Origin of the sequence: Blautia sp. Marseille-P3201T, from assembly GCF_900120295.1 — a bacterium.
Classification (GTDB): Bacteria; Bacillota; Clostridia; order Lachnospirales; family Lachnospiraceae; genus Blautia.
Genome location: NZ_LT635470.1, coordinates 1,033,457 through 1,057,098, shown reverse-complemented (window position 1 = coordinate 1,057,098; position 23,642 = coordinate 1,033,457). Strand labels below are relative to the sequence as shown.

Sequence of the window (23,642 nt, the reverse complement as noted above, 5' to 3'; positions counted from 1 at the left end):
ATTTGTGCTATACTGTTATTTTAGAAAAAAGTAGTTTGGAGGAATTGCCATGAATATGGATAGAATACCGGCTTATGAGTTGATTTTAAAGGAAGAAATTTCGGATATTCATTCCGAAGGTTATTTGTTAAAGCATAAAAAAAGCGGTGCAAGAGTGATGGTGCTGAAAAACGAGGATGACAATAAGGTGTTTAATATTGCTTTTCGTACACCTCCCGCAGACAGCACAGGAGTGGCGCATATTTTGGAACACAGTGTATTGTGCGGCTCTGAGAATTTTCCATTAAAAGACCCTTTTGTGGAACTGGTAAAGGGTTCTTTAAATACCTTTTTAAATGCCATGACTTATCCGGACAAGACCATGTATCCGGTGGCAAGCTGCAATGAACAGGATTTTAAAAACCTGATGCACGTTTATCTGGATGCTGTGTTTTTTCCGAATATTTATGAAAAGGAAGAAATTTTCCGTCAGGAGGGCTGGCATTATGAGCTGGAAAACACAGATGCCCCTCTTACTTTAAACGGAGTTGTTTATAATGAAATGAAGGGTGCGTTTTCTTCACCGGAGGATGTGCTGGAAAGAGAAATTTTTAATTCCCTGTTTCCAGATACACCTTATGGTGTGGAGTCAGGAGGAGACCCTCAGTGTATTCCTGATTTGAAATATTCTGAATTTTTATCCTTCCACAGCCGTTATTATCATCCGGCAAACAGCTACATTTATCTGTATGGAAATATGGATATGGAAGAACGCCTGAACTGGATGGATGAGGAATACTTAAGCAAGTATGATGAAATTCCCGTTACTTCTGAAATCGGACGTCAGGAAGCTTTTTCGGAAATCAGAAATGTGGAAATGGAGTATTCTGTAACAGAAAGTGAACCGGAAGAAAATAATTCTTACTTATCCTATAATATTGTTGTAGGTGACAGTCTGGATATTGAAAGAAGCGTTGCTTTTGAAATTCTGGATTATACACTTTTAAGCGCTCCTGGAGCTCCTTTAAAAAAGGTTCTTTTGGAAGAAGGAATTGGAAAGGACATTATGGGCTCTTATGAGGACGGAATTTATCAGCCGTTTTTCTCTGTTATTGCGAAGAATGCAGACCCGGCAGATAAGGACAGATTTCTTTCTCTTATCCGCAGCACATTAGAAGATATTGTAAAGAACGGGGTAGATAAAAAAGCCATTGAAGCAGGAATTAACTATATTGAATTCCGTTTCCGTGAAGCTGATTATTCTTCTTTCCCTAAAGGGCTGATGTACGGAATTGATGTATTTGATACATGGCTGTATGATGATACAAAGCCATTTGAGCGTTTGAAATGTCTGGATATTTTTGATGCGCTGAAGAAGAAGGCGAATACAGGATATTTTGAAGAACTCATTGAAAAATATCTGCTTTCCAATACTCACGCATCTGTTGTAGTGGTAAATCCAAAGCGAGGCTTGGCAGCGGAAAAGGAAAAAGCTTTGGCAGATAAGCTGGCAGAGTATAAAGCATCCTTGAGTCAGGAACAATTGGAAAAACTGGTGGCTGATACAAAACATCTGAAAGAGTATCAGGATGCAGAAGAAACAGAGGAAGCTTTGAAAACCATTCCTCTTTTAAAAAGAGAGGATATCAGCAGAGAAAGTGCAAAAATCTATAATACAGAAAAGCATGTGGACGATACCTTGGTGCTTCACCACGAGATTGATACCAATGGAATTGGATATTTAGAACTGCTTTTTGACATGAAATATGTTCCGGAAGAATTAGTTCCTTATATGGGAATTTTAAAATCTGTCTTGGGATATGTAGATACAGAGCATTACGATTACGGAGATTTGTTCAATGAAATCAATGCCAGAAGCGGTGGTATTCTGTTTGGAATTAGTGTGTTTACAGACTCGAAAGACAATCAGAAATTCACACCAATGGCGGGAATAAAGGCAAAAGCACTTTACAAGGATATTCCTTTTGTTTTTGAAATGATAAAAGAAATTTTAAAAACATCAAAATTAGAGGATGAAAAGCGTCTGTATGAAATTATTGCGAAAATGAAGTCAAGGCTGCAGATGAGTCTGGTATCTTCCGGACATACCACAGCGGCTATGCGTGCGCTGTCATATTTTTCAGCAGGTTCTTGTTTTCAGGAAAAAATCAGCGGTGTTGATTTTTATCAGCTGGTAAATGATATTGAAGAAAATTTTGAACAGAGAAAAGCAGATGTTATTGCAAAACTAAAAGAATTACTGGAATTTGTTTTCAGGGCAGAAAATCTTATGGTAAGCTATACATCAGAAGAAAAAGGATATGAAGGTCTGGAAAAGAAAATCAAAGAATTTAAAGAAATTCTTTATACAGGTGAAAAACAAAATGCAGCTTCTTATTCATCCTGCGTTGTGAAAAATGAAGGTTTTAAGACGGCAGGACAGGTACAGCATGTAGCAGCGGCAGGTAACTTTAAAGAGGCAGGCTTTGAATATACAGGAGCACTGCGTATTTTAAAAGTGATGTTAAGCTATGAATATCTGTGGATGAATATCCGTGTAAAAGGCGGAGCTTATGGATGTATGAGCTCTTTCAGAAGAAATGGGGACGGATTTTTAGTTTCTTATCGAGATCCGAATTTGGGAAAAACACTGGAAGTATTCAGGAAAACAGGCGATTTTATCCGTTCTTTTGATGCAGATGAAAGAGAAATGACAAAATATATTATTGGAACGATTAGCGAATTGGATGTTCCTATGACACCTTCTGCAAAAGGAAATATGTCTTTAAATGCATGGTTTTCTAAAGTAACAGAAGAAGATATGCAAAGAGAGCGTCAGGAAATCTTAAATGCGCAGCCAAAAGATATTCGGGAACTGGCAGGGATTGTAGATGCCATGATGGAACAGAACCGTATTTGTGTAGTAGGCAGTGAAGAAAAGATAGAACAAGAGAAAAAGGTATTTGGAGAAACCAAACATTTACTGTAAAAGGAGAATTTATGAGGGCAGATTTTAAATCAGGATTTGTGGCAATTATCGGAAGACCAAATGTGGGGAAATCAACCTTGATGAACCACTTAATCGGACAGAAAATTGCCATTACTTCCAGAAAACCACAGACAACAAGAAACAAGATACAAACTGTGTATACAGGGGAAAAAGGACAGATTGTTTTTTTAGATACTCCCGGTATTCACAAAGCCAAGAATAAATTGGGAGAATACATGGTAAATGTAGCCCAGAGAACTTTTAAAGATGCAGATGTGATTTTGTGGCTGGTAGAACCAACTTCTTATATTGGAGCAGGAGAGCGGCATATAGCAGAACAGTTAAAAAACTGCAAGCTTCCGGTTATTTTAGTAATTAACAAAGTAGATACGGTAAAGAAAAGTGAAATTGCAGGCTTTATTGACGGATATCGAAAGCTGTATAATTTCTCTGATATCGTACCGGCATCCGCACTTCGGGCACAAAATCTGGATACTGTATTGGACTGTATTTTTAAATATCTGCCGTACGGACCGATGTTTTACGATGAGGATACCATTACAGACCAGCCTCAGAGACAAATTGTGGCAGAGATGATACGAGAAAAGGCACTTAGAACTTTAGATGAGGAAATTCCTCACGGAATAGCCGTTACCATTGACCAGATGAAGGAACGTACAGACAAAGATCTGGTGGATATTGACGCTACTATTATCTGTGAGAGAGACTCCCACAAGGGAATTATTATCGGAAAACAAGGGGCAATGCTGAAAAAAATCGGCAGTGCAGCCAGATATGAAATTGAACATTTCTTAGAAAAACCGGTAAATCTGAAATTGTGGGTAAAGGTAAAAAAAGATTGGCGTGACAGTGATTTTCTCATTAAAAACTTTGGATACGATAAGAAGGAAATTTAATGAATGATTTCATTACAGTAACGGGTATGGTTTTATCTGCCATGCCCGTAGGAGAATATGACAAACGTCTGGTGATTTTAACACGAGAAAAAGGGAAAATCACAGTTTTTGCAAAAGGTGTAAGAAGACAGAACAGCACGATGATGGCTGCCGCAAATCCTTTTGTGTTTGGCTCTTTTTTGATTTATGAAGGGCGCACAGCATATCAGCTGCGTTCTGCTTCTGTTAAAAATTATTTTTCAGAACTGGCAGGTATTCAGCCAGAAGTCTACTATGGATTTTATTTTTTGGAGCTGGCAGATTTTTATGCAAGAGAAAATACAGACGAAAAAGAAATGTTGAATTTATTATACATTACTTTGAAGGCATTGATTGCCCAGAGAATAGATCCAATACTTATTCGCTATATTTTTGAGTTAAAAACTGTTGCAATTAATGGGGAAGCTCCTTATGTGTTTGCCTGTGAAGAGTGCGGTACAACGGAGGGGCTGCAGTGGTTTTCTGTAAAGGAGTCCGGTGTTTTCTGCAAAACTTGTGGTAATGGAAAAAAAGGTGTAATGTATATCAGTCCTTCTGCTCTGTATACCATGCAGTTTGTTATTGCAGCAAAACTGGAAAAGCTCTATTCTTTTACTGTAACAAAAGAAGTACAGGAAGAATTGGGAAAGATTATGCGCTCCTATATGAAAGAGCAGATTGATAAAAATTTAAAAAGTTTGGAAATTTTACAGATGATGATTTAAAAGAGGCATTTGCTGAAGAAATTCAGAGAATGCTTCTTTTTTTACCAATAATTAAAAATAAACAAAAAATAGTATATAAATATATAAAAAATAAACAAAATGCCAAACGTTTGCTGAAAAATAGAGATAAAACAACGAAAAATTCATTGATTTATAATGCTCTTGTAGGTTAATATGGAAAACATGAAAACTATATATCAAAATGGAGGAGCATAATATGAAGCGATGGAAACAAGTTTGTAGTACCATGCTGGCAGGAACAATGTTATTTCAAATTCCGGTAGTGGCGGCACCGAAGGAAGAGAAAGAAATAAGGTCTCCTTGGGCATCTGATTGGAAACCGGAAGATGGTACAACTACAGGCGATGCCTATCAGATTTATCCGGTTCCGCAGGATATCCAATATCCGTCAAAAACAGAATTTGACATGGATAAGAACGTGGGAGTTATAAGTGGTGAAGATGTGGATAAAGCCACAAAAGACTATTTAAATGAAGTGTTGGAAGAGTTTGGAAGAACACCAAAGAAACAAAAGAAAGCTGGAAATGGCAGTGACATCATTGTTGGTGTAAAAGGCAGTGGGGATGAGGCAGATCAATACTTTGCAGATAAGGAGCTGGATAACAAGCTTTTTGGACAAAGTGGTGCGTATGCATTAAGTGCTGATGGAGAGGATATTATTATTTTAGGAAAGGATACAGAAGCAGCATTTTACGGAGTTGCTACTTTAAAAATGATGTTTTCTTCCTTTAACGGAGAGAAATTTTATCCTGTAGAAATTCGGGACTATGCTTCTATTGATGCCAGAGGCTATATTGAAGGATTTTATGGAAGCTGGACACACGAACAGAGAAAGAGTCTGATGGAATTTACCAGAGATGTAAAAATGAATTTGTATGTATACGCTTCCAAAACAGATGAGTACCATACTTCTAAATGGGCTGAAATGTATCCTGAGGACATGCTAAACCAGTTTAAAGAATTGGTAGCATTACAGGAGAAAAATAAAACAGAATTTTCATGGGCAGTACATATTGGAGATATGTTAAGAGGCCTACAGGATAATCAGGAGGAAGAATATCAGGCAAGAAAGAAAAAACTTATGGCGAAATTTGATCAGTTATATGATATTGGAGTGCGCCGTTTTTGTATCTTAAATGATGACTTTGGAGCAGGTTCGCCGGAATTGGTGGTTCGTCTTATCAATGAATTAAATCAGGAGTACATCAAAGCAAAAGGATGTAAACCGATTATTTACTGTCCGCAGGGCTACAATGTGGCATGGTCACAGGGAGCAAACGGACAGAAAGAACTGGAAACTATGAAACAGTTTGACAAAGACGTTCTGATTTTCTGGACAGGACAGGATGTAAACTCTCCGTTTACACAGGAGTCAATTACTTATGCAAAAGAAAAGACAGGGCACTCTCCGGTGTTCTGGGTAAATTATCCATGTAATGAGCATGCAAAATCAGGTATCTTTTTAGGAAGCAGCGCACATTACATCCGAGATAATATTACAGGGCTGGCAGGTGCGGTATCCAATCCTATCCACTTTGCAGAAGCGGATAAAGTGGCATTATTCCAGCTGGCATCTTATTTCTGGAATGTAAACGACTATTCACAGCATACAGAAGAAGTATGGGAACAGTGCTTTAAATACTTAGAGCCGGAAGTTTATGATGCATACCTGACCATTGCAAGAAATGTATCTAACTGCCCTGGTTCAGGACGTGTACCGGAAGGATTTGAAGAGTCCTTATATCTGGCAGATACCTTAGATGCAATCAAAAAAGCAGTAGAAGGAAATGCGTTTACTGCAGATATGCAGGAAGTGAAAGATTTAAAAGCAGAATTTGCTCATATTCTTTCTGCAATCAAAACTTTTAAAGAAGAATGCACAAATAAAGCTTTGGTACAGGAGCTTACCAATCCGGGAAACCGCGAAGGTGGAGAAGGCTGGCTGCAGGCTCTTGAAAATGTAGTAAAAGCAGGACAATACATTTTGCAGGCACAGGAAGAAATGGCAAAAGCAGAGCCGGATATGGGTATTGTATGGCAGAACTTCTCTGATGCATCAGCAGAGATGGATACTTATAATAAACGTACTTACGAATTCCCGGCAGGCGGTACACAGTCTGTAAAAGCGGGAAGCCGCAGACTGGTTCCATTTGTAAATGCTTGTATGAATGATGTGAAGGCAGTTGTAGACGAACTCCTGGCAACAGGAAATGCGGAAACACCTGCTGACAGAATTTATACAAATATAAGCAAATATGCAGCGACACCATTGACCATTGATGAAAAAGAATATGGTGTTCGCAATGTAAAAGTAACTTTAGAAAAAGGCCAGTACATTGGTATTAAGACAAAAGAAATTGCTGAAATTTCCAAAGTCATTCTGGAAGGCTCTGACTTAGCAGGACTGACTGTAGAATATGCTCTTTACGGTAATGACTGGAAAGAAGTAGAACCGGGAGATTTACAGGAAAACTTAGAAGCAAGATATTTACGTCTGGTAAATAAAGGAGAACAGCCGGTAACTGCTATGGTGAAAAAGCTGGCAGCAGTGATTGAAAACAGAGCAGTTTCCATGTCTGTAAAAGGAACAAATATCAAAGAGCTTCAGTCCGGTTCATGGGATATGATGTTTGACGGCAATGTAGAAACTTTTGTAATGACAAAAGGAGCACAGAAAACAGGAGATTATATTACCATTGACTTAGGAAGAACACAGGCAATCAATGACATTACTTTCCAGACAGCAGATGGAGACCAGAAAATTTATGATGCCAAGGTATCTATTTCCAAAAATAATAAAGATTTTGAGGAAGTTGCCACATGGAACAGCAACAGCGGAACTGTAAATCCTCCTCGCAGAGAGTACAAAGCCGATGCAAAAGGAAAAGAAGGACGCTATGTTCGTTTGCAGATAGCATCAGATAATAAAAATCAGTTAAAGATTTTTGAAGCAGAAGTAAATAAAGGTCAGAAAGCTCCGGGAACTATTTCTCCTGATTTTGCTCTGACAAGTGATGAAAAAGCAGATAAGAAAGCTCTGACAGATAAAAATCTGGCAACTGTATTCCAGATTTCTGAAACAGACAACAAGAGTTATCTGGAATATAGAATTACCGATAATATAAATCTGGATGGCTTTACTGTATTACAGGCAGGTTCCTGTGAAGCAAAAGTTACTTTAAAAACAGCAGACGGAAAAGCAAAAGATTTAGGAAAGCTGACAAAGAGTACACAGGAATTTACAGGCTGGGAAGAAAATGTTCATGCAGTGAGATTTGAATTCCCTGCAAAAAAAGATGTAAAACTTAACGAGATTATTCTTAAATATGGAGAAAATCCATCCGGTGATGTGGGACAGGTAGTTGAAAACATTCCTGTTGATCCGGGAGTAGAGGACTCAAAAGAAACGGTAAACCTTGCACTGAACCAGCCGGTAGAAGTGTCAGGTATTGAAACGAATAACGTAAAACCGGAAAGTGCAGTAGATGGTGATGAAAATACAAAATGGGACAGTGCTGCATTAAAAGGAAGCGGTGCTAAGAGCCCACAGTGGATTATTGTTGATTTAGGAACTTATACAAATATGATTTCTGAAATCAAAATGAGCTATTATAACAAAGTATATCCAACGGATTATGATGTACAGGTATCCAATGATAAGGAAAACTGGGTAACCATAAAAACTATTAAAAAAGAAAATAATGGTGCACCAAATCCGGTAGATACTGTAAAAGAAGAATTTGCACAGCCGGTAGAAGCCAGATATGTGAGAATTCTTTTTAGAAGTATCAATGCAGACGCAGCCGGTAACTGTATTGGATTAAAGGAACTTACTGTAAATGGTGTAAGACGTCATGTGCCGGTAAGTTATGTATCTGTTGCTGAGTTAGAAAATGTAAATGTAGAAGTGAATGCAGAAAATGTAGCATTACCTGCACTGGCAGAGACAACTGTAAAAGCAGGAGAAGAAAAAGAACAGTCATTACAAGTTATTCCTGTGTGGGAGACAGAAAAAATAGATACTTCTAAACCGGCAGATATTTTAGTGAAAGGTATGTTGCCGATCAATTATAGTCTTGTAAATCCAGAAGCTGTGGAAGCTCAGGTTCATGTAATTGTAGGAGAGGGAGAACAGCCGGAAGAACCGGAAAAACCAGAAAGAAGCAATCTGGCATTGAACCAGAAAGTAGAAGTTTCAGATGTGGAAACGGGATTTGACGGAAACAAAATGGAACATGTGGGTGAACATGCTGTTGATGGAAAAGCAGATACAAGATGGAGCAGTGGTCCTTTAAATGATAAGATGGGATTAGGTGGAGAACCAGGAGATCAATACATTTTGGTGGATTTAGGGGAAGGCAAAAATACGATAGATGAAATTAGGGTTTCTTATTTCAATAAAGTATGGCCAACTAATTATACTGTGGAGATATCAGCAGATAAAAATACATGGGAAACTGTAGCAACAGTAGAAAGAGAAGCTGAAAATATTTCTGGTGTTATAGATGAATTTAAATTAGAAGAAACTAAAAATGCAAGATATGTGCGCTTATCTTTCCCGAAAGATGGTTTGAATACCAATGCGGCAGGAAGCAGTGTTTCCATTACAGAGTTGGAAGTATATGGAATAAAAGAAAATGTTGAACAACCAGACAAAGAAGAATTGCTTAAAATTATTGCATTGGCAAAAGAAAAGCTGGCTAATAAAGATCAGTATACAGAAGACAGTGTAAAAGCGTTAGAGAAAGCTTTAAAAGAAGCAGAAGAAGTTGCAGCAAATGAAAAAGCAACTGCAGAAGAAGTTGCAGGATGTATGGAAAGTTTAAAAATTGCTATAGAACGTCTTGTTAAGGATACCAGTGAATTTAAAATTACTGCACAGGCAAGTATAGGAGGTTCTATTGAACCAGAAGGCATTATTGAAGTGAAAGCTGGTGAAAATCAGAAATTTACTATGATACCGGAAGACGGATATTTTATAAAAGATGTGTTGGTAGATGGAGAGAATATTGGTGCACAGGCAGAATATATCTTTGAAGCAGTAGAGGAGAACCATACAATTTATGTAGAATTTACAAAACAGGCAGATAAAAGTCTTTTGGAGCAAAAATTAGGAGAGGCAAAAGGATTGTTAGGACAGACGGATAAGTATACAGAAGAGTCCTTACAAAATCTTCAGAATGCTGTGACAGAGGCGGAAAAAGTTCTGGCAGATGAAACAGCAACAAAAGAAGCGGTTGATGGTGCAGTTGTTGCCTTAGATGAAGCCATGACCGGTTTACAGGAAAAACCAGAAGAACCGGGTAAGCCAGATCCGGAACCGCCGGCAGATAAGAGTAGATTAGAAGAAAAAGTTCAGGAAGCAGAAAAATTTTTGAGCCGGAAAGATGTATATACACAGGAAACATTAAACAATCTGGAAGCAGAGATAAATAAAGCAAAAGAACTTCTGGCAAAAGATGATGCTTCAAAAGAGGAACTTGCAAAAGCAGAAGAAGCTGTACAGAAGGCAATGGATGGATTGGAAAAGAAGGCAGCGCAACAACCATCAAAGCCATCAAAACCATCTCAGAAACCAAGCGGCAAACCATCCTCGGGTGTGAAAACAGGAGATGAGGCAATGCCTGTAATTTTCTTAGGTTTGGGGGCAGTTGCGCTGCTTGTAGGTGTCAGCGCTTTTAAAAAGAGAGAAGATTAAAAGAAAATCTCTTCTTTAGAGGTTGAAAACCTGTTGCTTAACAGGTATAATAGGCTTCATAAACAAAAATGCCATAACAGTATTTTGAAAAAATGTAAGATAGAGGAGATTGTACAATGGAAAAGACAATGGAAAAGATTGTTGCACTTGCAAAATCCAGAGGATTTGTATATCCGGGTTCTGAAATTTACGGAGGTCTGGCAAACACATGGGATTATGGAAATCTCGGTGTTGAATTAAAAAATAATGTAAAAAAAGCATGGTGGCAGAAATTCGTAATGGAAAGTCCATACAATGTAGGTGTTGACTGTGCCATTTTAATGAACCCTCAGACATGGGTTGCTTCAGGACATTTGGGAGGTTTTTCTGATCCTCTTATGGACTGTAAAGAATGTCATGAGCGTTTCCGTGCAGATAAGATTATTGAAGATTATTGTGCAGAAAATGGAATTGCTATTGAAGGAAGCGTAGATGCATGGTCACAGGAACAGATGAAAGATTTCATCGAAGAACATCAAATTCCATGTCCTACCTGCGGAAAACATAACTTTACAGATATTCGTCAGTTTAACCTGATGTTTAAAACTTTCCAGGGTGTTACCGAAGATGCAAAAAACACAGTATATTTAAGACCGGAAACAGCACAGGGTATCTTTGTAAACTTCAAAAACGTACAGAGAACATCCAGAAAGAAACTTCCTTTCGGTATTGCACAGATTGGTAAATCTTTCCGTAATGAAATTACACCGGGTAACTTTACATTCCGTACTCGTGAATTCGAACAGATGGAGTTAGAATTCTTCTGTAAACCAGATACAGACTTAGAATGGTTTGCATACTGGAAACAGTTCTGCCTTGACTGGTTGCATAGCTTAGGATTAAAAGATGAAGAAATTCGTTACCGTGATCACGATAAAGAGGAATTAAGTTTCTATAGTAAGGCAACTACAGACGTAGAGTTCCTTTTCCCATTTGGCTGGGGCGAACTTTGGGGTATTGCTGACAGAACAGATTATGATTTAACACAGCATCAGAACGTTTCCGGACAGGATATGACTTATTTTGATGATGAAACAAATCAGAAATACATTCCTTACGTTATTGAGCCGTCACTTGGTGCAGACCGTATGGTACTTGCATTCCTTTGCAGTGCTTATGACGAAGAAGTGTTAGATGCAGAAAAGAATGATGTTCGTACTGTACTTCGTTTCCATCCTGCACTGGCACCTGTGAAAATTGGTGTACTTCCGTTATCTAAGAAGTTAAATGAAGGTGCATTAAAAGTATTTGAACAGTTATCTAAGAAATATAACTGTGAATTTGATGACAGAGGAAACATTGGTAAACGTTACCGTCGTCAGGATGAAATTGGTACACCATTCTGTGTAACTTATGACTTTGACTCTGAAACAGACGGAGCAGTTACAGTACGTGACCGTGACACAATGGAACAGGAAAGAGTAAAAATTGAAGATTTAAAAGCATATTTCGAAGAAAAATTTGTATTCTAAGAAATGCTTGTAAAGGAAACAGGAGCTGCTGTAAGCGGTTCCTGTTTTTTTGTTACATAGGAAATTGTGTCCTATGCAATCTGGTATGCAGAAAAAAGGAATTTTTTGTTGAAAAATGTTTTGGATGATGTATTATGGTTATAATAGGCTAATTTTCTGAAGAGTGGAGGAGTTATATGAAAAGCAGCAGTATTAAAAAACGCTGCCGAGATTGCTGCGGTGGATGATGATATTCTTTTTAGTATTAATATTACCTGTGAATATATGTTTTCAGCTATATATGCAGCACCAGAACCAAAAGGAAAGTTCCCGGGAAATGTTTGGCCAGCTGGAACAATTGATTTATACAAATGAAGAAGATATTAAAAGTCAAAAAGATGAGTTTTCCAGGCAATGTATTCAAACAGCAGAAATGGCTGTATATTTTGTAGAGCATTATCCGGAAACTATATCCAGTATTACACATACAAGAGAATTGGCGAAAAAGCTGGGAGTAGATGAAATCCATTATTTTACACCGGAAGGAGAAATCTATGCAGGTACTCATCCGGAATATTATGGATTTACGTTTCATTCAGGGGAACAGATGGAGTTTTTTGCACCAATGCTAGAAAATCGTTCTTTGAAACTGTGTCAGGATATTACACCGAATACAGCTAAAGGAAAGGAAATGCAGTATGCGGCAGTATGGATGACGGACGGAAGCGGGATTGTGCAGATTGGAATGGAACCAAGGCGATTATTGCAAAAGTTAGAAGAAAAAAGTCTGCCAAATGTTCTTGCTATGATGCCCTTTGAGTTAAATGGGTATTTACACGTTGTAGATAAAAAGACCGGAAAAGTTATTGCATCTACGGCAGATAATTTAATTGGAACAGATATGACGAAAGAAATTTCGAAATATAATCGGGATACTTCCATAAATACCTTTCACTATAACTTTCAGGGGAAAAGGTATTGTGTCTATACAAAAAATTCAGGAGATTATATTTTGGTCAGAACGTATTTATCGCTCTATCCAATAAAGGAAATGTTTAATTCTACTGTCTTGATATTGCTGTATATTATATTGGTTTCTGTTAGTATTATTGGAATTATTAAATGGTACGTAAATAAGAAGCTGACAAAAAACCTGACTTTAGTTATAGACGAGCTGAAAAAAATCGAAGATGGAAATATAGAAAATATTACTTTAAAGACAGGGATTATAGAGTTTGATGAATTGCTGTTTTATATTAATCAAATGTTGGATAATATTCGTTCCAATTGGGATAAAATTTCTTATATTATGGATAAGGGAAAAATTCCGGTGGGGATTTTAGAAAAAAATTTATTTTATAAAAGAACTTTTGTAAATGAGAGAATGCTGGATATTTTGGGAATAGATGACTATGATGAAATAGAACTTCAGGAAATGTCCGCTTTTGTACAAAGGAAAATCGAAGAAGCAGAAGCCCATGAAATAGATTTTGCAGAACACATTTATGAGTATGACAAAAATGGCGAAAAAAGATATCTTCGTATTGAAAAAGATGTAGAAAAACAGAGCGTTACATATTATGTGACAGATATTTCCTTGTGGTGGGAAGAAATCTATCAACTGCGTGAACAAAGTGAAATTGATTTACTCACCGGACTGTATAATCGAAGAGGTTTTCATGAGAGAATAAATCGTCTTTTTATGGAGCCGGAAAAATTAGGATGTGCTATGATGATTATGGCAGATGCTGACAATTTGAAAAAATTTAATGACATTTATGGACATCACGTAGGAGATGAATACTTAAAAAGTATTGCAGAAATTTTTCAAAGTATTTCAGGTAAAAATTCAATCTGTGCCAGATTGGGAGGAGATGAATTTATTATTTTTTTATATGGATTTTCATCCATGCAGGAATTGGAAAATGCGGTTTGTAAAATAAGAGAAAAACGCGGAGAGCCATTTATCAGCCGACAGACAGAGTTAAAGGATACATTTCAATTTTCTATGGGTACAGCATTTTATCCTATGGATGGACAGGATTTTCATTTACTTATGCGTGTTGCAGATGAAAATATGTACCAGGAGAAAAAGAAGCGAAAATTTTCGGGGGGGGGGTATAGTCATATATGAAAATTGAAAAACAGCTTATAAAAAAGTACAAAGATTTTATTCAATGGGGAATTATAGTGCTGGTAATTACTGCGTTGTTTGTATGTCTGATTGTAAATACTATGCAAATAAATCAGGTTATGCAGAAGGAGACGGAAAGTTATGTAGATGATATCACAAATCAGATGAACAGAGAAATTTCCAATCGCATGCAAAGTTATGAACGCTATGTTGAAGAATTAGGAAACTCTTTTTCTGAAATGCCTGGTTACATACTGACAGAACGTGTTTTAGAAAAGAAGAAAAATCCATTGTTATTTGAAAATCTGGTTGTTGTAGATAAAGAAGGAAGTGTGCTGCCAAAAGACTTTGAATGTGAGTGTTTTGATAAATATCTTCAGGAAAATCAGGATATTTTTGATGAGGCGAAAACAATTTCTGTAGATAATGATAAAATTTTCTTTTCTACACCCTTCAAAAAAGATGGAACCTTAGACCGTGTTTTAATCGGAATACAGAGCAGTGAAGACATACAAGCTGTTTTATCAGAGATTAATTGCAAAAAAGGCGGCTTTAGCTGTATTGTCAGTGAAAAAGGAGAACTGATTGTAAATGCAGAAAATCAAAATGGCAATCCTGAAAACAGGCAGGCTCTTTTAGAAAAAGCAAATGGTGATTTAGAGAAATCTATAAACAAAGTCATTGTAAATACGGAGGAAAAAGGGCAAAAGATTTTTGAATTGGGATTAGATGGCGGAAAGACCATGATTATGGCTTGCAATTCATTGGAATTTAACGACTGGTATCTTCTTTCTTTTATACCTTCTACGATATTAGAAGAAAATACAAATCAATATATAGAGAAATATTGGCTGATTACATTGCTGAGCGTATCTGCCTTCGTTATCGTATTGTTTAAAATACGCCGTGTTTATAAAGAAAATGTAAAAAAGATTGAAAAAGTTGCTTTTACAGATTTTATTACCGAAGGAAGAAATGATGCAGCATTTCTAATAGAGGCACAACAGATAATAGAAGAGAATATAAAAAAGAGATATGCCATGGTTTTTTTGAATATTTTAAGATTTAAAAATATTAATGAAAAATATGGTGTGGCAGCCGGCAATCATGTTTTGAAATATACCTATCAAATATTAGAAAGCTGTATTGATGAAAATGAGTTGGTTGCAAGAAGTGAGAGTGACCATTATTTTATACTTCTTCAGGAAGAAACAGAAGAAGGTGTTCAGAGACGAATTGATGTTATGATGCAAAAATTATATGGGATTGCAGGCGAAACAGCTTATGGATATGGAGTCAGCTTTTCCCAGGGGGCAAGCTTTGTCGAAGAAAACAGTGAGGATCTTCGCACGTTTCAAAACAGGGCAGTAGTAGCCAGTGAATACTATGATAATGACAAACGTTGTGTATTCTATAACCATGAACTTTATGTAAAATTAAATAAGGAAATTGTATTAAATGACTCTTTTGAGAGTGCTGTTAAAAATCAAGAATTTGAAGTTTATTTGCAGCCTAAGGTAAATTTGAAAAATGAAAAGACCGGCAGTGCAGAAGCGCTGGTTCGGTGGCATCATAAGGATTATGGTCTGATATCTCCGGCAGAATTTATTTTGCTGTTTGAAGCAAATGGAAAGATATGCCGTTTGGATTATTATGTTTTTGAAAAGGTATGCAAATTGTTAAACGATTGGAAGAAACAAGGTCTGCCGCAAATCAAAGTATCAGTAAATTTATCCAGAGTGCATCTTATGGAAAAGGGAATTAAATGTCTGGAAGAATTGAAGAATATAAAAGACAAATATCATATTCCGGATGGACAGATTGAGCTGGAACTTACAGAGTCTATGTTTATTGAGATAAAACATTTAGAAAAAATCAAAAAAATAATAGCACAGATGAAGGAATATGGATTTTTATGTTCTTTAGATGACTTTGGCTTTGGATATTCTTCTTTATCTCTGTTAAAGGAGTTTGATGTAGATACAATTAAGCTGGATAGACTGTTTTTTGTGAACAGCAATGAAAAAAGCTGGATTGTATTAAAAACATTTATTTCTTTAGCCCATGAATTGGGAATTACAGTTGTGGCAGAAGGGGTAGAAGAAAAAGAACAGATTGATAAATTAAGAGAAATGAACTGTGATTTAGTGCAGGGATATTTTTATTCAAAGCCATTGCCGGTGGAAAAATTTGTAAGCTGGATGGAAGAAAGAATGTAGTAGTATAGGTAAGGAGAAGTTATGGACGAAAGAGAAGAATTGTTGAAAAAAGACAGGGAAAGACAGAGGAAAAGGGAGGAGCTGCGGGAAAGACGAGAAAAAGAACTTAAAAAGAAAATTGCGATTTTTTCTGGAATAGCTGCTTTGCTTGTTTTGATTTTGGGTTTCGGTATCTTTGCAGGCGTGCAAACGCACAAAAAAGCGGAAGCAGAGAAGAAGAAAGAAAAAGCAAGACAGGAGCAACTGGCAAAAGAAAAGGCACAGGAAGACTTAACCATTGACTTTCTGGCTGTTGGAGATAATATAGCTCATGGTCCTGTTTATAAATCAGGGCAGCAAAATGGAGATGTATGGAATTATGATCATATTTATGAACCTCTAAAGAATGATATAGAGGAAGCTGATTTATCTTTAGTTACTCAGGAAACAATTTTCGTAGAAGACAGGGAAGACGTTTCCGGCTATCCTGCTTTTGGAACTCCGGTGGAAATTGGAGATGCTCTGGTAAATGCCGGGTTTGATGTGATCGCCCATTCCTCCAATCATGTTCTGGATAAAGGTACAAAATCGATTGAGTATACCTTAGACTGGTGGAAACAACAGCACCCGGAAACAGAAATTCTGGGTATCCATGAAAATGAAGCAGCAGCAGAAAAGATTTCTGTAGTTCAGTGCAAAAATTTGAAAATTGCTATGTTAGATTATACATACAGTTTTAATGGGTTGGAAATGCCGGAGGATAAGGAGTACCTGGCAGATTTGTTTGAGGAAGAAAGAGCACGTAAAGATATTCAAAAGGCAAAAGAAGTGGCAGATGTTGTCATGGTGGTCATGCATGTGGGAGATGAATATGTGCAGGAGGTAGATGATCAGACGGCTGATTGGATAGAGTTGTTTTTAGAAGAGGGAGTGGATATTGTTATAGGTTCTCATCCTCACGTACTGCGGCCGATGGAAACTCTCACAGGAGAAGACGGACATAAGATGCTGGTATATTATTCTCTTGGAAATTTTGTAGCAACGCAAAATGATTTGCCTTGTCTTTTAGGAGGAATGGCTAAAATTACCATTCGTAAGGATTTGGAAACCGGAGAGATACAGATACCAAACCATGAGTATATACCACTTTTGATGTATTATGAAAGAGAAAATCCGAAAGCGGCAGTCTATAAACTGGAGGAATATCCGGAAGAATTAGTGGAAAAACATTCTGTATACAAGAAAAATCCCGGAGAGTTTTCATTGGAATATTATCAAAACCTGTTTAATAAAATAAAAGAACAGGGGAATGAAGACGCGATTTAAAGAAAAATGTTAAAAATGCACAAAAATAATTTAAAAATAAGAAAAAAACATACATAAAAACCATAAAAGTATTGAAAAAGCAGTTTCTTTTTGTTACAATAGTAATCACATTGAGTGACTTGTAAGGAGGGAACGGCAAAATGACGAAAAAAAGAAATATTATTGTCGGACAATCAGGTGGTCCAACAGCAGTAATCAATTCAAGTCTTGCAGGGGTTTATAAAAATGCCATTGAACGTGGATTTGATAAGGTATATGGTATGCTCCATGGTGTTCAGGGGTTATTGGATGAACAATATGTGGATTTATCCACACAAATTCATTCTGAGTTGGATATCGAGCTTTTAAAGAGAACACCCTCAGCGTTTTTGGGGTCTTGCAGATTTAAATTGCCGGAAATTCATGAGGACAAAACAATTTATGAAAAACTATTTAATATCTTAAATAAGCTGGATATTGATACCTTTATTTATATCGGTGGAAATGATTCTATGGATACCATTAAGAAGTTGTCTGACTATGCGATTATTACAGGACAGAGCCAGAAATTCTTGGGTGTGCCAAAGACAATTGATAATGATTTGGCATTGACAGATCATACACCGGGATTTGGAAGCGCTGCTAAATATATTGGCGCATCTACAAAAGAAGTAATTCGTGATGCTCAGGGATTGAATTACAAGAAAAATACGATTACCATAATGGAAATCATGGGAAGAAACGCAGGATGGCTTACAGGTGCCACAGCCCTTGCCAAGACAGAAGACTGTGATGGTCCGGATTTAATTTATCTGCCGGAAGTTCCTTTTGACACAGAGCGTTTCCTGAAGAAAGTAAAAGAACTGCTGAAGAAAAAATCATCTATTGTTATTGCGGTTTCTGAGGGGATTAAGCTTCAGGATGGAAGATATGTATGTGAACTGGGCAGCGTTGGGGATTATGTAGATGCTTTTGGACATAAACAGCTTCAGGGAACAGCTACTTATCTTGCAAATTTCCTTGCAGCAGAATGCAACTGTAAGACAAGAGCAGTAGAACTTTCCACACTTCAGAGAAGTGCTTCACACATGGCTTCTCGTGTAGATATAGAAGAAGCTTTTATGGTAGGCGGAGCAGCAGTAAAAGCTGCGGATGAAGGCGATACAGGAAAGATGATTGTCATTGACAGAGTTTCTGATGATCCTTACATGAGTGCAACCGGTATTTATGATGTTCATAGAATTGCAAATGAAGAAAAACTGGTGCCAAGAGAATGGATGAATAAAGAAGCCAATTATGTGACAAAAGACTTTATTGACTATATCAAACCATTAATTCAGGGCGATTATCAGCCGATTATGGTAAATGGTCTTCCAAGACATTTAGTGTTAAAGATGAAAAAGAAATAATAATACAGGAAGTAAAAACTTTGGAGAAGGTTTTTATAGAGGAACAGTCCGAATTGGGGAATTCGGGCTGTTCTGTGTTTCTGGGGGTTGTAGTTTATCTGGCAATATAGTATCATTATGTATATTGTAAACGAAAAGGAGAACGAACATGAAACAAACAGCACTGGTAATTATGGCAGCTGGAATTGGCAGCCGTTTTGGTAAAGGAATTAAACAGCTGGCAAAGGTAGGGCCAAGTGGGGAGATTATCATGGACTATTCCATTCATGATGCATTGGAAGCCGGATTTAATAAGGTTGTTTTCATTATTCGCAAGGATATTGAAGAAGAATTCAGAGAAGTTATTGGAAACAGAATTGAAAAAATCACACAGGTAGAATATGTATATCAGGATATTCAGGATTTACCGGAAGGTTTTACCTGCCCGGCAGAACGTACAAAACCATGGGGAACAGGACATGCCGTTTTAGCAGCAAAAAAAGTGATAAAAGAGCCTTTTGTAGTAATCAATGCAGATGACTATTATGGAAAAGAAGCTTTTGTAAAAATTCATGAATACCTTACTGCGGACAGAGAAAAGACAGACAAGATGGATATCTGTATGGCAGGATTTATTCTGGAAAATACGTTAAGTGATAATGGTGGTGTTACAAGAGGAATTTGTGCATTAGATGAACAAAAGAAGCTGGTAGGTATTACTGAAACCTATAACATCCAGAAAACAGAAAATGGACCGGCAGCAGTAGATGAAGAAACAGGTGAGAAGACAGCTCTTGATGAAAAAACACTGGTTTCTATGAACATGTGGGGCCTGACACCGGAGTTTTTGGAAGTATTAGAAAAAGGTTTTAGAAAGTTTCTTGCAGAAATAAAACCGGGGGAATTGAAAAAAGAATATTTACTGCCGTCTGTAGTAGATAGTATGATTAAAGAAGGAACGGCTCAAGTGTCTGTACTGAAAACTCACGATACCTGGTTTGGGGTAACTTATCAGGAAGATAAAGAAAAAGTTATGGAGTCTTTCAAAGAATTAGTGAGAAAAGGTATTTATAAAGAACAGCTCTTTTCATAAACTGCGTGACAAAATTCTTATTTTGTGGTATTTTAATATATGACAAAAATACAAAAAATAAGAATGATTGTGCAAAAAGGAGCGATTATGGGTAAATATTTTGGAACAGATGGTTTTCGAGGCGAAGCAAATGTAAATCTGACAGTAGAGCATGCTTTTAAAGTAGGACGCTTTTTAGGATGGTATTTTGGAAAAGATCACAAAGCGCAAATTGTTATCGGAAAAGATACCAGAAGAAGCAGTTATATGTTTGAATATTCTTTAGTAGCAGGTCTTACAGCGTCTGGTGCAGATGTATATCTTCTTCATGTTACTACAACACCAAGTGTGTCTTATGTAGTCCGTACAGAGAATTTTGACTGCGGTATTATGATTTCCGCCAGCCATAATCCTTTCTATGATAACGGAATTAAAATCATGAATGGCAATGGACAGAAGATGGAAGCTGCTATAGAAGAACAGATTGAGAAATATATTGACGGTGAGTTGGAAGAACTGCCTTTGGCAAAAAGGGAAGACATTGGAAGAACTGTGGACTTCTCAGCAGGACGAAACAGATACATTGGATATTTGATTTCTATTCCTACTCGTGCGTTTAAGAATGTAAGAGTAGGGCTGGACTGTTCAAATGGAAGTGCATCTGCGATTGCAAAAAGTGTTTTTGATGCGTTAGGTGCGAAAACTTACGTTATTCATAATGAACCGGATGGTACGAACATTAATACAAATTGTGGTTCTACCCATATTGAAGAATTAAAAAATTTTGTGAAAGAAAAACAATTAGACGTAGGATTTGCCTACGATGGTGATGCAGACCGCTGTATTGCCGTTGATGACCAGGGTGAGGAAGTCAATGGGGATTTAATCATGTATGTATGTGGAAAATACATGAAGGAATGCGGAAAGTTAAATAACAATACAATTGTTACAACAGTAATGTCAAATTTAGGACTTTATAAAGCATGTGACAGAGAAGGAATTGCATATGAAAAGACTGCAGTAGGAGATAAATATGTTTGCGAAAATATGATGGCAAATGGTCATTCTATTGGAGGAGAACAGTCCGGACACATTATCTTTTCTAAACATGCTACAACAGGAGATGGAATTTTGACTTCATTAAAATTAATGGAAGTGATTATTGAGAAAAAACTTCCATTAAGTGCATTGACAAGAGAAGTAAAGATTTATCCCCAGGTCCTTAAAAATGTAAGAGTACATGATAAAAAAACGGCAAGGGAAAATCAAAAGGTAATAGAGGCTGTTCACAAAGTGGAAACAGAGTTAGGAGAAGATGGAAGAATTCTGGTAAGAGAAAGTGGAACAGAACCTTTGATCCGTGTCATGGTGGAAGCGCCTACTGATGAAGTATGTGAAAAATATGCAGAACAAGTAGTAGATGCCATGAAAGAGGAAAATCTGATTGCCGAATAAGGAAATGAGGTTAAAAGGGTGAAAAAACAAGTCGTACTGATGGTTCTTTTAGGTGTTTGTCTGTTGAGCGGATGCAAAGGGAAAGAACCTACAGATTATGAAAAAGGCATGGAAAATCTGAAAAAACAGAATTATAAAGAAGCACTGGAAAATTTTCAGGGAGCAATCAGCGCCGGTGAGGATGCCGCAAAAGCATGGAGAGGTGCAGGGATTTCCTGGAGCGGCCAGGGAGCTTTTGATAAAGCAGAAGATGCCTTTTTAACGGCTTTGGATTTCACGGATAAATCGGAGGAAAACCTCAGGACAGACTTGAATTTTTACCTTGCAGATGCACAGTACCATCAAAAAGAATATCGGGCATGTATTAAGACTTGTGATGAAATTTTAGATGAAAAAAAAGAAAAAAACGGGTATTTTCTTCGAGGGAGTGCATATCTTCATTTAGATGAGTATAAAAAAGCAGAGAAGGACTTTTCAAAAGTAATTTCCGGTTCTAAGGAATATGAAGATTATCTGGATATCTATCGAATTTATCGGGAGTGTGACTTAAATGCAGACGGAGCAGAATATTTAGAAACAGCTCTGGAACTAAAAGCCAAATCTCCTGAAGATTTCTATAACAGAGGAAGAGTATATTATTACTTATCGGAGTTTGAAAAGGCAGAAAAAGAACTGAAAACAGCATGGGAAAAAGAATATGCACCGGCGGCTATTTATCTTGGAAAAGTATATGTAGAAGCGAAAGAGCCGGAAAAAGCGGAAGCTATGTATCAGAAATGTTTAAAACAGGAAGAACTAAAAGCAGAGGCTTATAATGGCTTGGCATATTGCTCTATGGAGTTGGAAGATTATGAAAAAGCTTTAGAATATATTCAAAAAGGATTAAAAGTGAACGACAAAGAAGTAAATCAGGCATTACTTTTTAATGAGATTGTTATATATGAAAAAAATCAGGATTTTGCTTCCGCAAAAGAGAAAATGCAGCAGTATTTAACGTTATATCCTGCAGATGATACAGCTGTAAAAGAAAATTATTTTTTGCAGACCAGATAAGAAGGGACACATGAAAATTTGTGTAGAAGGAATGGTGACGATATGAAGCTAAAAAGAGTAATGTTCATTACTGCAGTGATGGTAATGGTAGGGGTTTTTACAGGCTGCGGTAAAAAAGAAGAAAAAACGGAACAGCCAAAGGTAGAAGAGAAAGAGCCTGAAATAGAAAAAACTGTAGGTGAAGTAGTAGAGGAGCCGGAAATTCCGGCAAATCAAAATTTACTAACCGGTTTGGGAGATTTATCAGAGGAGGCAATCGGAAAACGTCCTGTGGCGGTTATGGTAAATAATGTAGAGAAAGCTATGCCTCAATATGGAATTGGGCAGGCAGACATTATTTTTGAAATACCGGTAGAAGGGGATGTAACCCGGTTTATGGCACTTTACGGAGACTATACAAAAGTTCCTAAAATCTGCCCAATTCGAAGTTGTCGTTATTATTTTCCGGCGATTTCTCAGGGATTTGATGCCTTTTATGTAAACTGGGGAATTGATGAGACTGTTTCTGATTATTTGAATTCTCTGAATATGGATCAGATTGAAGGAATTACCAATACAGGAGGTCTTTTCGGAAGGGATCAGGATAAGAGAAATCAGGGATATGCGCTGGAGCATACAGGATATTTCGATGGTACACAGTTAACTTCTTACATTGAGTCAAAAGGACTTCGCACAGATTTAAAAGAAGATAAGACAGGGTCTGCATTTTCCTTTAATGGTATGGAGGAACAAATAAAACCTGTTTCTTCAGATTGTACTTCTGTTCAAATTGATTTTGGCTCACAAAGTGCGGCTTTTACTTATGATGCTGAAAAAATGCAGTATTTAAAGCAGATTAATGGAAATCCGCAAATTGATGCAGTGACAGGAGAACAGCTGGGATTTACCAATGTATTTGTTTTAGAAACAGAGATTTCCGTAAGAGATGATGTGGGACATAAGAGTTTAGACTGGGACGGCGGTGCAGATGCCAGGGGATATTATGTTTCAAATGGTGGCATGCAGCCAATTACATGGTCAAAAGAAGAAGGAAATGAAAATTCTTATTTGACTTTTTATGATGAGGCAGGCAATGTATTGAATATTAATAGAGGAAAGAGTTACATTGCTCTGAATTATAAAGATAAAGCAGCATTTCAGTAAATAAATGGAGAGACAGGAGAAAGACATTTAAGAACAGTCAGTCTCCTGTCTTTTCTC

At 37.0% G+C, this 23,642-nt stretch carries 13 protein-coding genes; all 13 read left to right on the top strand.

The features are described 5' to 3' along the window. Positions 1-49 precede the first annotated feature (49 nt). The 13 genes from BQ7352_RS13480 (at position 50) to BQ7352_RS13415 (ending at position 23,585) form a co-directional block, all read left to right on the top strand. A complete protein-coding gene (locus BQ7352_RS13480) occupies positions 50-2,968 on the top strand; it encodes an insulinase family protein (protein WP_072449685.1) in 2,919 nt (972 codons plus the stop codon). An 11-nt stretch (positions 2,969-2,979) separates the two neighbouring features. Beyond that, the gene (era, locus tag BQ7352_RS13475; RefSeq protein WP_004223108.1) at positions 2,980-3,885 is read left to right on the top strand and encodes a GTPase Era; all 906 of its coding nucleotides are present in this window, start codon (positions 2,980-2,982) and stop codon (positions 3,883-3,885) included. Beyond that, complete coding sequence (recO, locus tag BQ7352_RS13470) at positions 3,885-4,628, top strand: DNA repair protein RecO (RefSeq protein ID WP_072449684.1); 744 nt, start codon at positions 3,885-3,887, stop codon at positions 4,626-4,628. Before era ends, recO begins: the two co-directional genes overlap by 1 nt. Before the next feature lie 217 nt (positions 4,629-4,845). Beyond that, positions 4,846-10,347, top strand: coding sequence for a beta-N-acetylglucosaminidase domain-containing protein (locus BQ7352_RS13465; protein WP_242948591.1), 5,502 nt, complete (start codon positions 4,846-4,848; stop codon positions 10,345-10,347). Between the two features lie 116 nt (positions 10,348-10,463). Continuing rightward, the gene (locus BQ7352_RS13455) at positions 10,464-11,858 is read left to right on the top strand and encodes a glycine--tRNA ligase (protein ID WP_072449683.1); all 1,395 of its coding nucleotides are present in this window, start codon (positions 10,464-10,466) and stop codon (positions 11,856-11,858) included. A gap of 316 nt (positions 11,859-12,174) precedes the next feature. After that, complete coding sequence (locus tag BQ7352_RS13450) at positions 12,175-13,971, top strand: sensor domain-containing diguanylate cyclase (RefSeq protein ID WP_072449682.1); 1,797 nt, start codon at positions 12,175-12,177, stop codon at positions 13,969-13,971. Beyond that, positions 13,968-16,190 carry a bifunctional diguanylate cyclase/phosphodiesterase gene (locus tag BQ7352_RS13445; RefSeq protein ID WP_083429910.1) on the top strand — a complete coding sequence of 741 codons (2,223 nt, stop codon included), beginning with the start codon at positions 13,968-13,970 and terminating at the stop codon, positions 16,188-16,190. Before BQ7352_RS13450 ends, BQ7352_RS13445 begins: the two co-directional genes overlap by 4 nt. A gap of 21 nt (positions 16,191-16,211) precedes the next feature. Further along, entirely contained in the window at positions 16,212-17,495 is a 1,284-nt protein-coding gene (locus tag BQ7352_RS13440) for a CapA family protein (protein ID WP_072449681.1), read from the top strand. 140 nt (positions 17,496-17,635) lie between these two features. Then, on the top strand, positions 17,636-18,883 hold the full coding sequence (locus BQ7352_RS13435; protein WP_072449680.1) for a 6-phosphofructokinase: 1,248 nt from the start codon (positions 17,636-17,638) through the stop codon (positions 18,881-18,883). 148 nt (positions 18,884-19,031) lie between these two features. Continuing rightward, the gene (locus tag BQ7352_RS13430; protein ID WP_072449679.1) at positions 19,032-19,955 is read left to right on the top strand and encodes a nucleotidyltransferase family protein; all 924 of its coding nucleotides are present in this window, start codon (positions 19,032-19,034) and stop codon (positions 19,953-19,955) included. A gap of 87 nt (positions 19,956-20,042) precedes the next feature. After that, positions 20,043-21,389: a phosphoglucosamine mutase gene (gene glmM / locus BQ7352_RS13425; RefSeq protein ID WP_072449678.1), complete on the top strand. Its 1,347-nt coding sequence runs from the start codon at positions 20,043-20,045 to the stop codon at positions 21,387-21,389. Positions 21,390-21,407: 18 nt separating this feature from the next. Further along, a complete protein-coding gene (locus BQ7352_RS13420; protein ID WP_242948590.1) occupies positions 21,408-22,442 on the top strand; it encodes a tetratricopeptide repeat protein in 1,035 nt (344 codons plus the stop codon). A gap of 42 nt (positions 22,443-22,484) precedes the next feature. Then, a complete protein-coding gene (locus BQ7352_RS13415; RefSeq protein WP_072449677.1) occupies positions 22,485-23,585 on the top strand; it encodes a DUF3048 domain-containing protein in 1,101 nt (366 codons plus the stop codon). Positions 23,586-23,642 lie beyond the last annotated feature (57 nt).

What these genes read in the sequence shown, in the direction of transcription:
- BQ7352_RS13430 (WP_072449679.1), top strand. Translation starts at nt 19,032, where the DNA reads ATGAAACAAACAGCACTGGTAATTATGGCAGCTGGAATTGGCAGCCGT.
- BQ7352_RS13440 (WP_072449681.1), top strand. Translation starts at nt 16,212, where the DNA reads ATGGACGAAAGAGAAGAATTGTTGAAAAAAGACAGGGAAAGACAGAGG.
- recO (WP_072449684.1), top strand. Translation starts at nt 3,885, where the DNA reads ATGAATGATTTCATTACAGTAACGGGTATGGTTTTATCTGCCATGCCC.
- glmM (WP_072449678.1), top strand. Translation starts at nt 20,043, where the DNA reads ATGGGTAAATATTTTGGAACAGATGGTTTTCGAGGCGAAGCAAATGTA.
- BQ7352_RS13455 (WP_072449683.1), top strand. Translation starts at nt 10,464, where the DNA reads ATGGAAAAGACAATGGAAAAGATTGTTGCACTTGCAAAATCCAGAGGA.
- BQ7352_RS13445 (WP_083429910.1), top strand. Translation starts at nt 13,968, where the DNA reads ATGAAAATTGAAAAACAGCTTATAAAAAAGTACAAAGATTTTATTCAA.
- BQ7352_RS13415 (WP_072449677.1), top strand. Translation starts at nt 22,485, where the DNA reads ATGAAGCTAAAAAGAGTAATGTTCATTACTGCAGTGATGGTAATGGTA.
- BQ7352_RS13480 (WP_072449685.1), top strand. Translation starts at nt 50, where the DNA reads ATGAATATGGATAGAATACCGGCTTATGAGTTGATTTTAAAGGAAGAA.
- BQ7352_RS13465 (WP_242948591.1), top strand. Translation starts at nt 4,846, where the DNA reads ATGAAGCGATGGAAACAAGTTTGTAGTACCATGCTGGCAGGAACAATG.
- BQ7352_RS13435 (WP_072449680.1), top strand. Translation starts at nt 17,636, where the DNA reads ATGACGAAAAAAAGAAATATTATTGTCGGACAATCAGGTGGTCCAACA.
- era (WP_004223108.1), top strand. Translation starts at nt 2,980, where the DNA reads ATGAGGGCAGATTTTAAATCAGGATTTGTGGCAATTATCGGAAGACCA.
- BQ7352_RS13450 (WP_072449682.1), top strand. Translation starts at nt 12,175, where the DNA reads ATGTTTGGCCAGCTGGAACAATTGATTTATACAAATGAAGAAGATATT.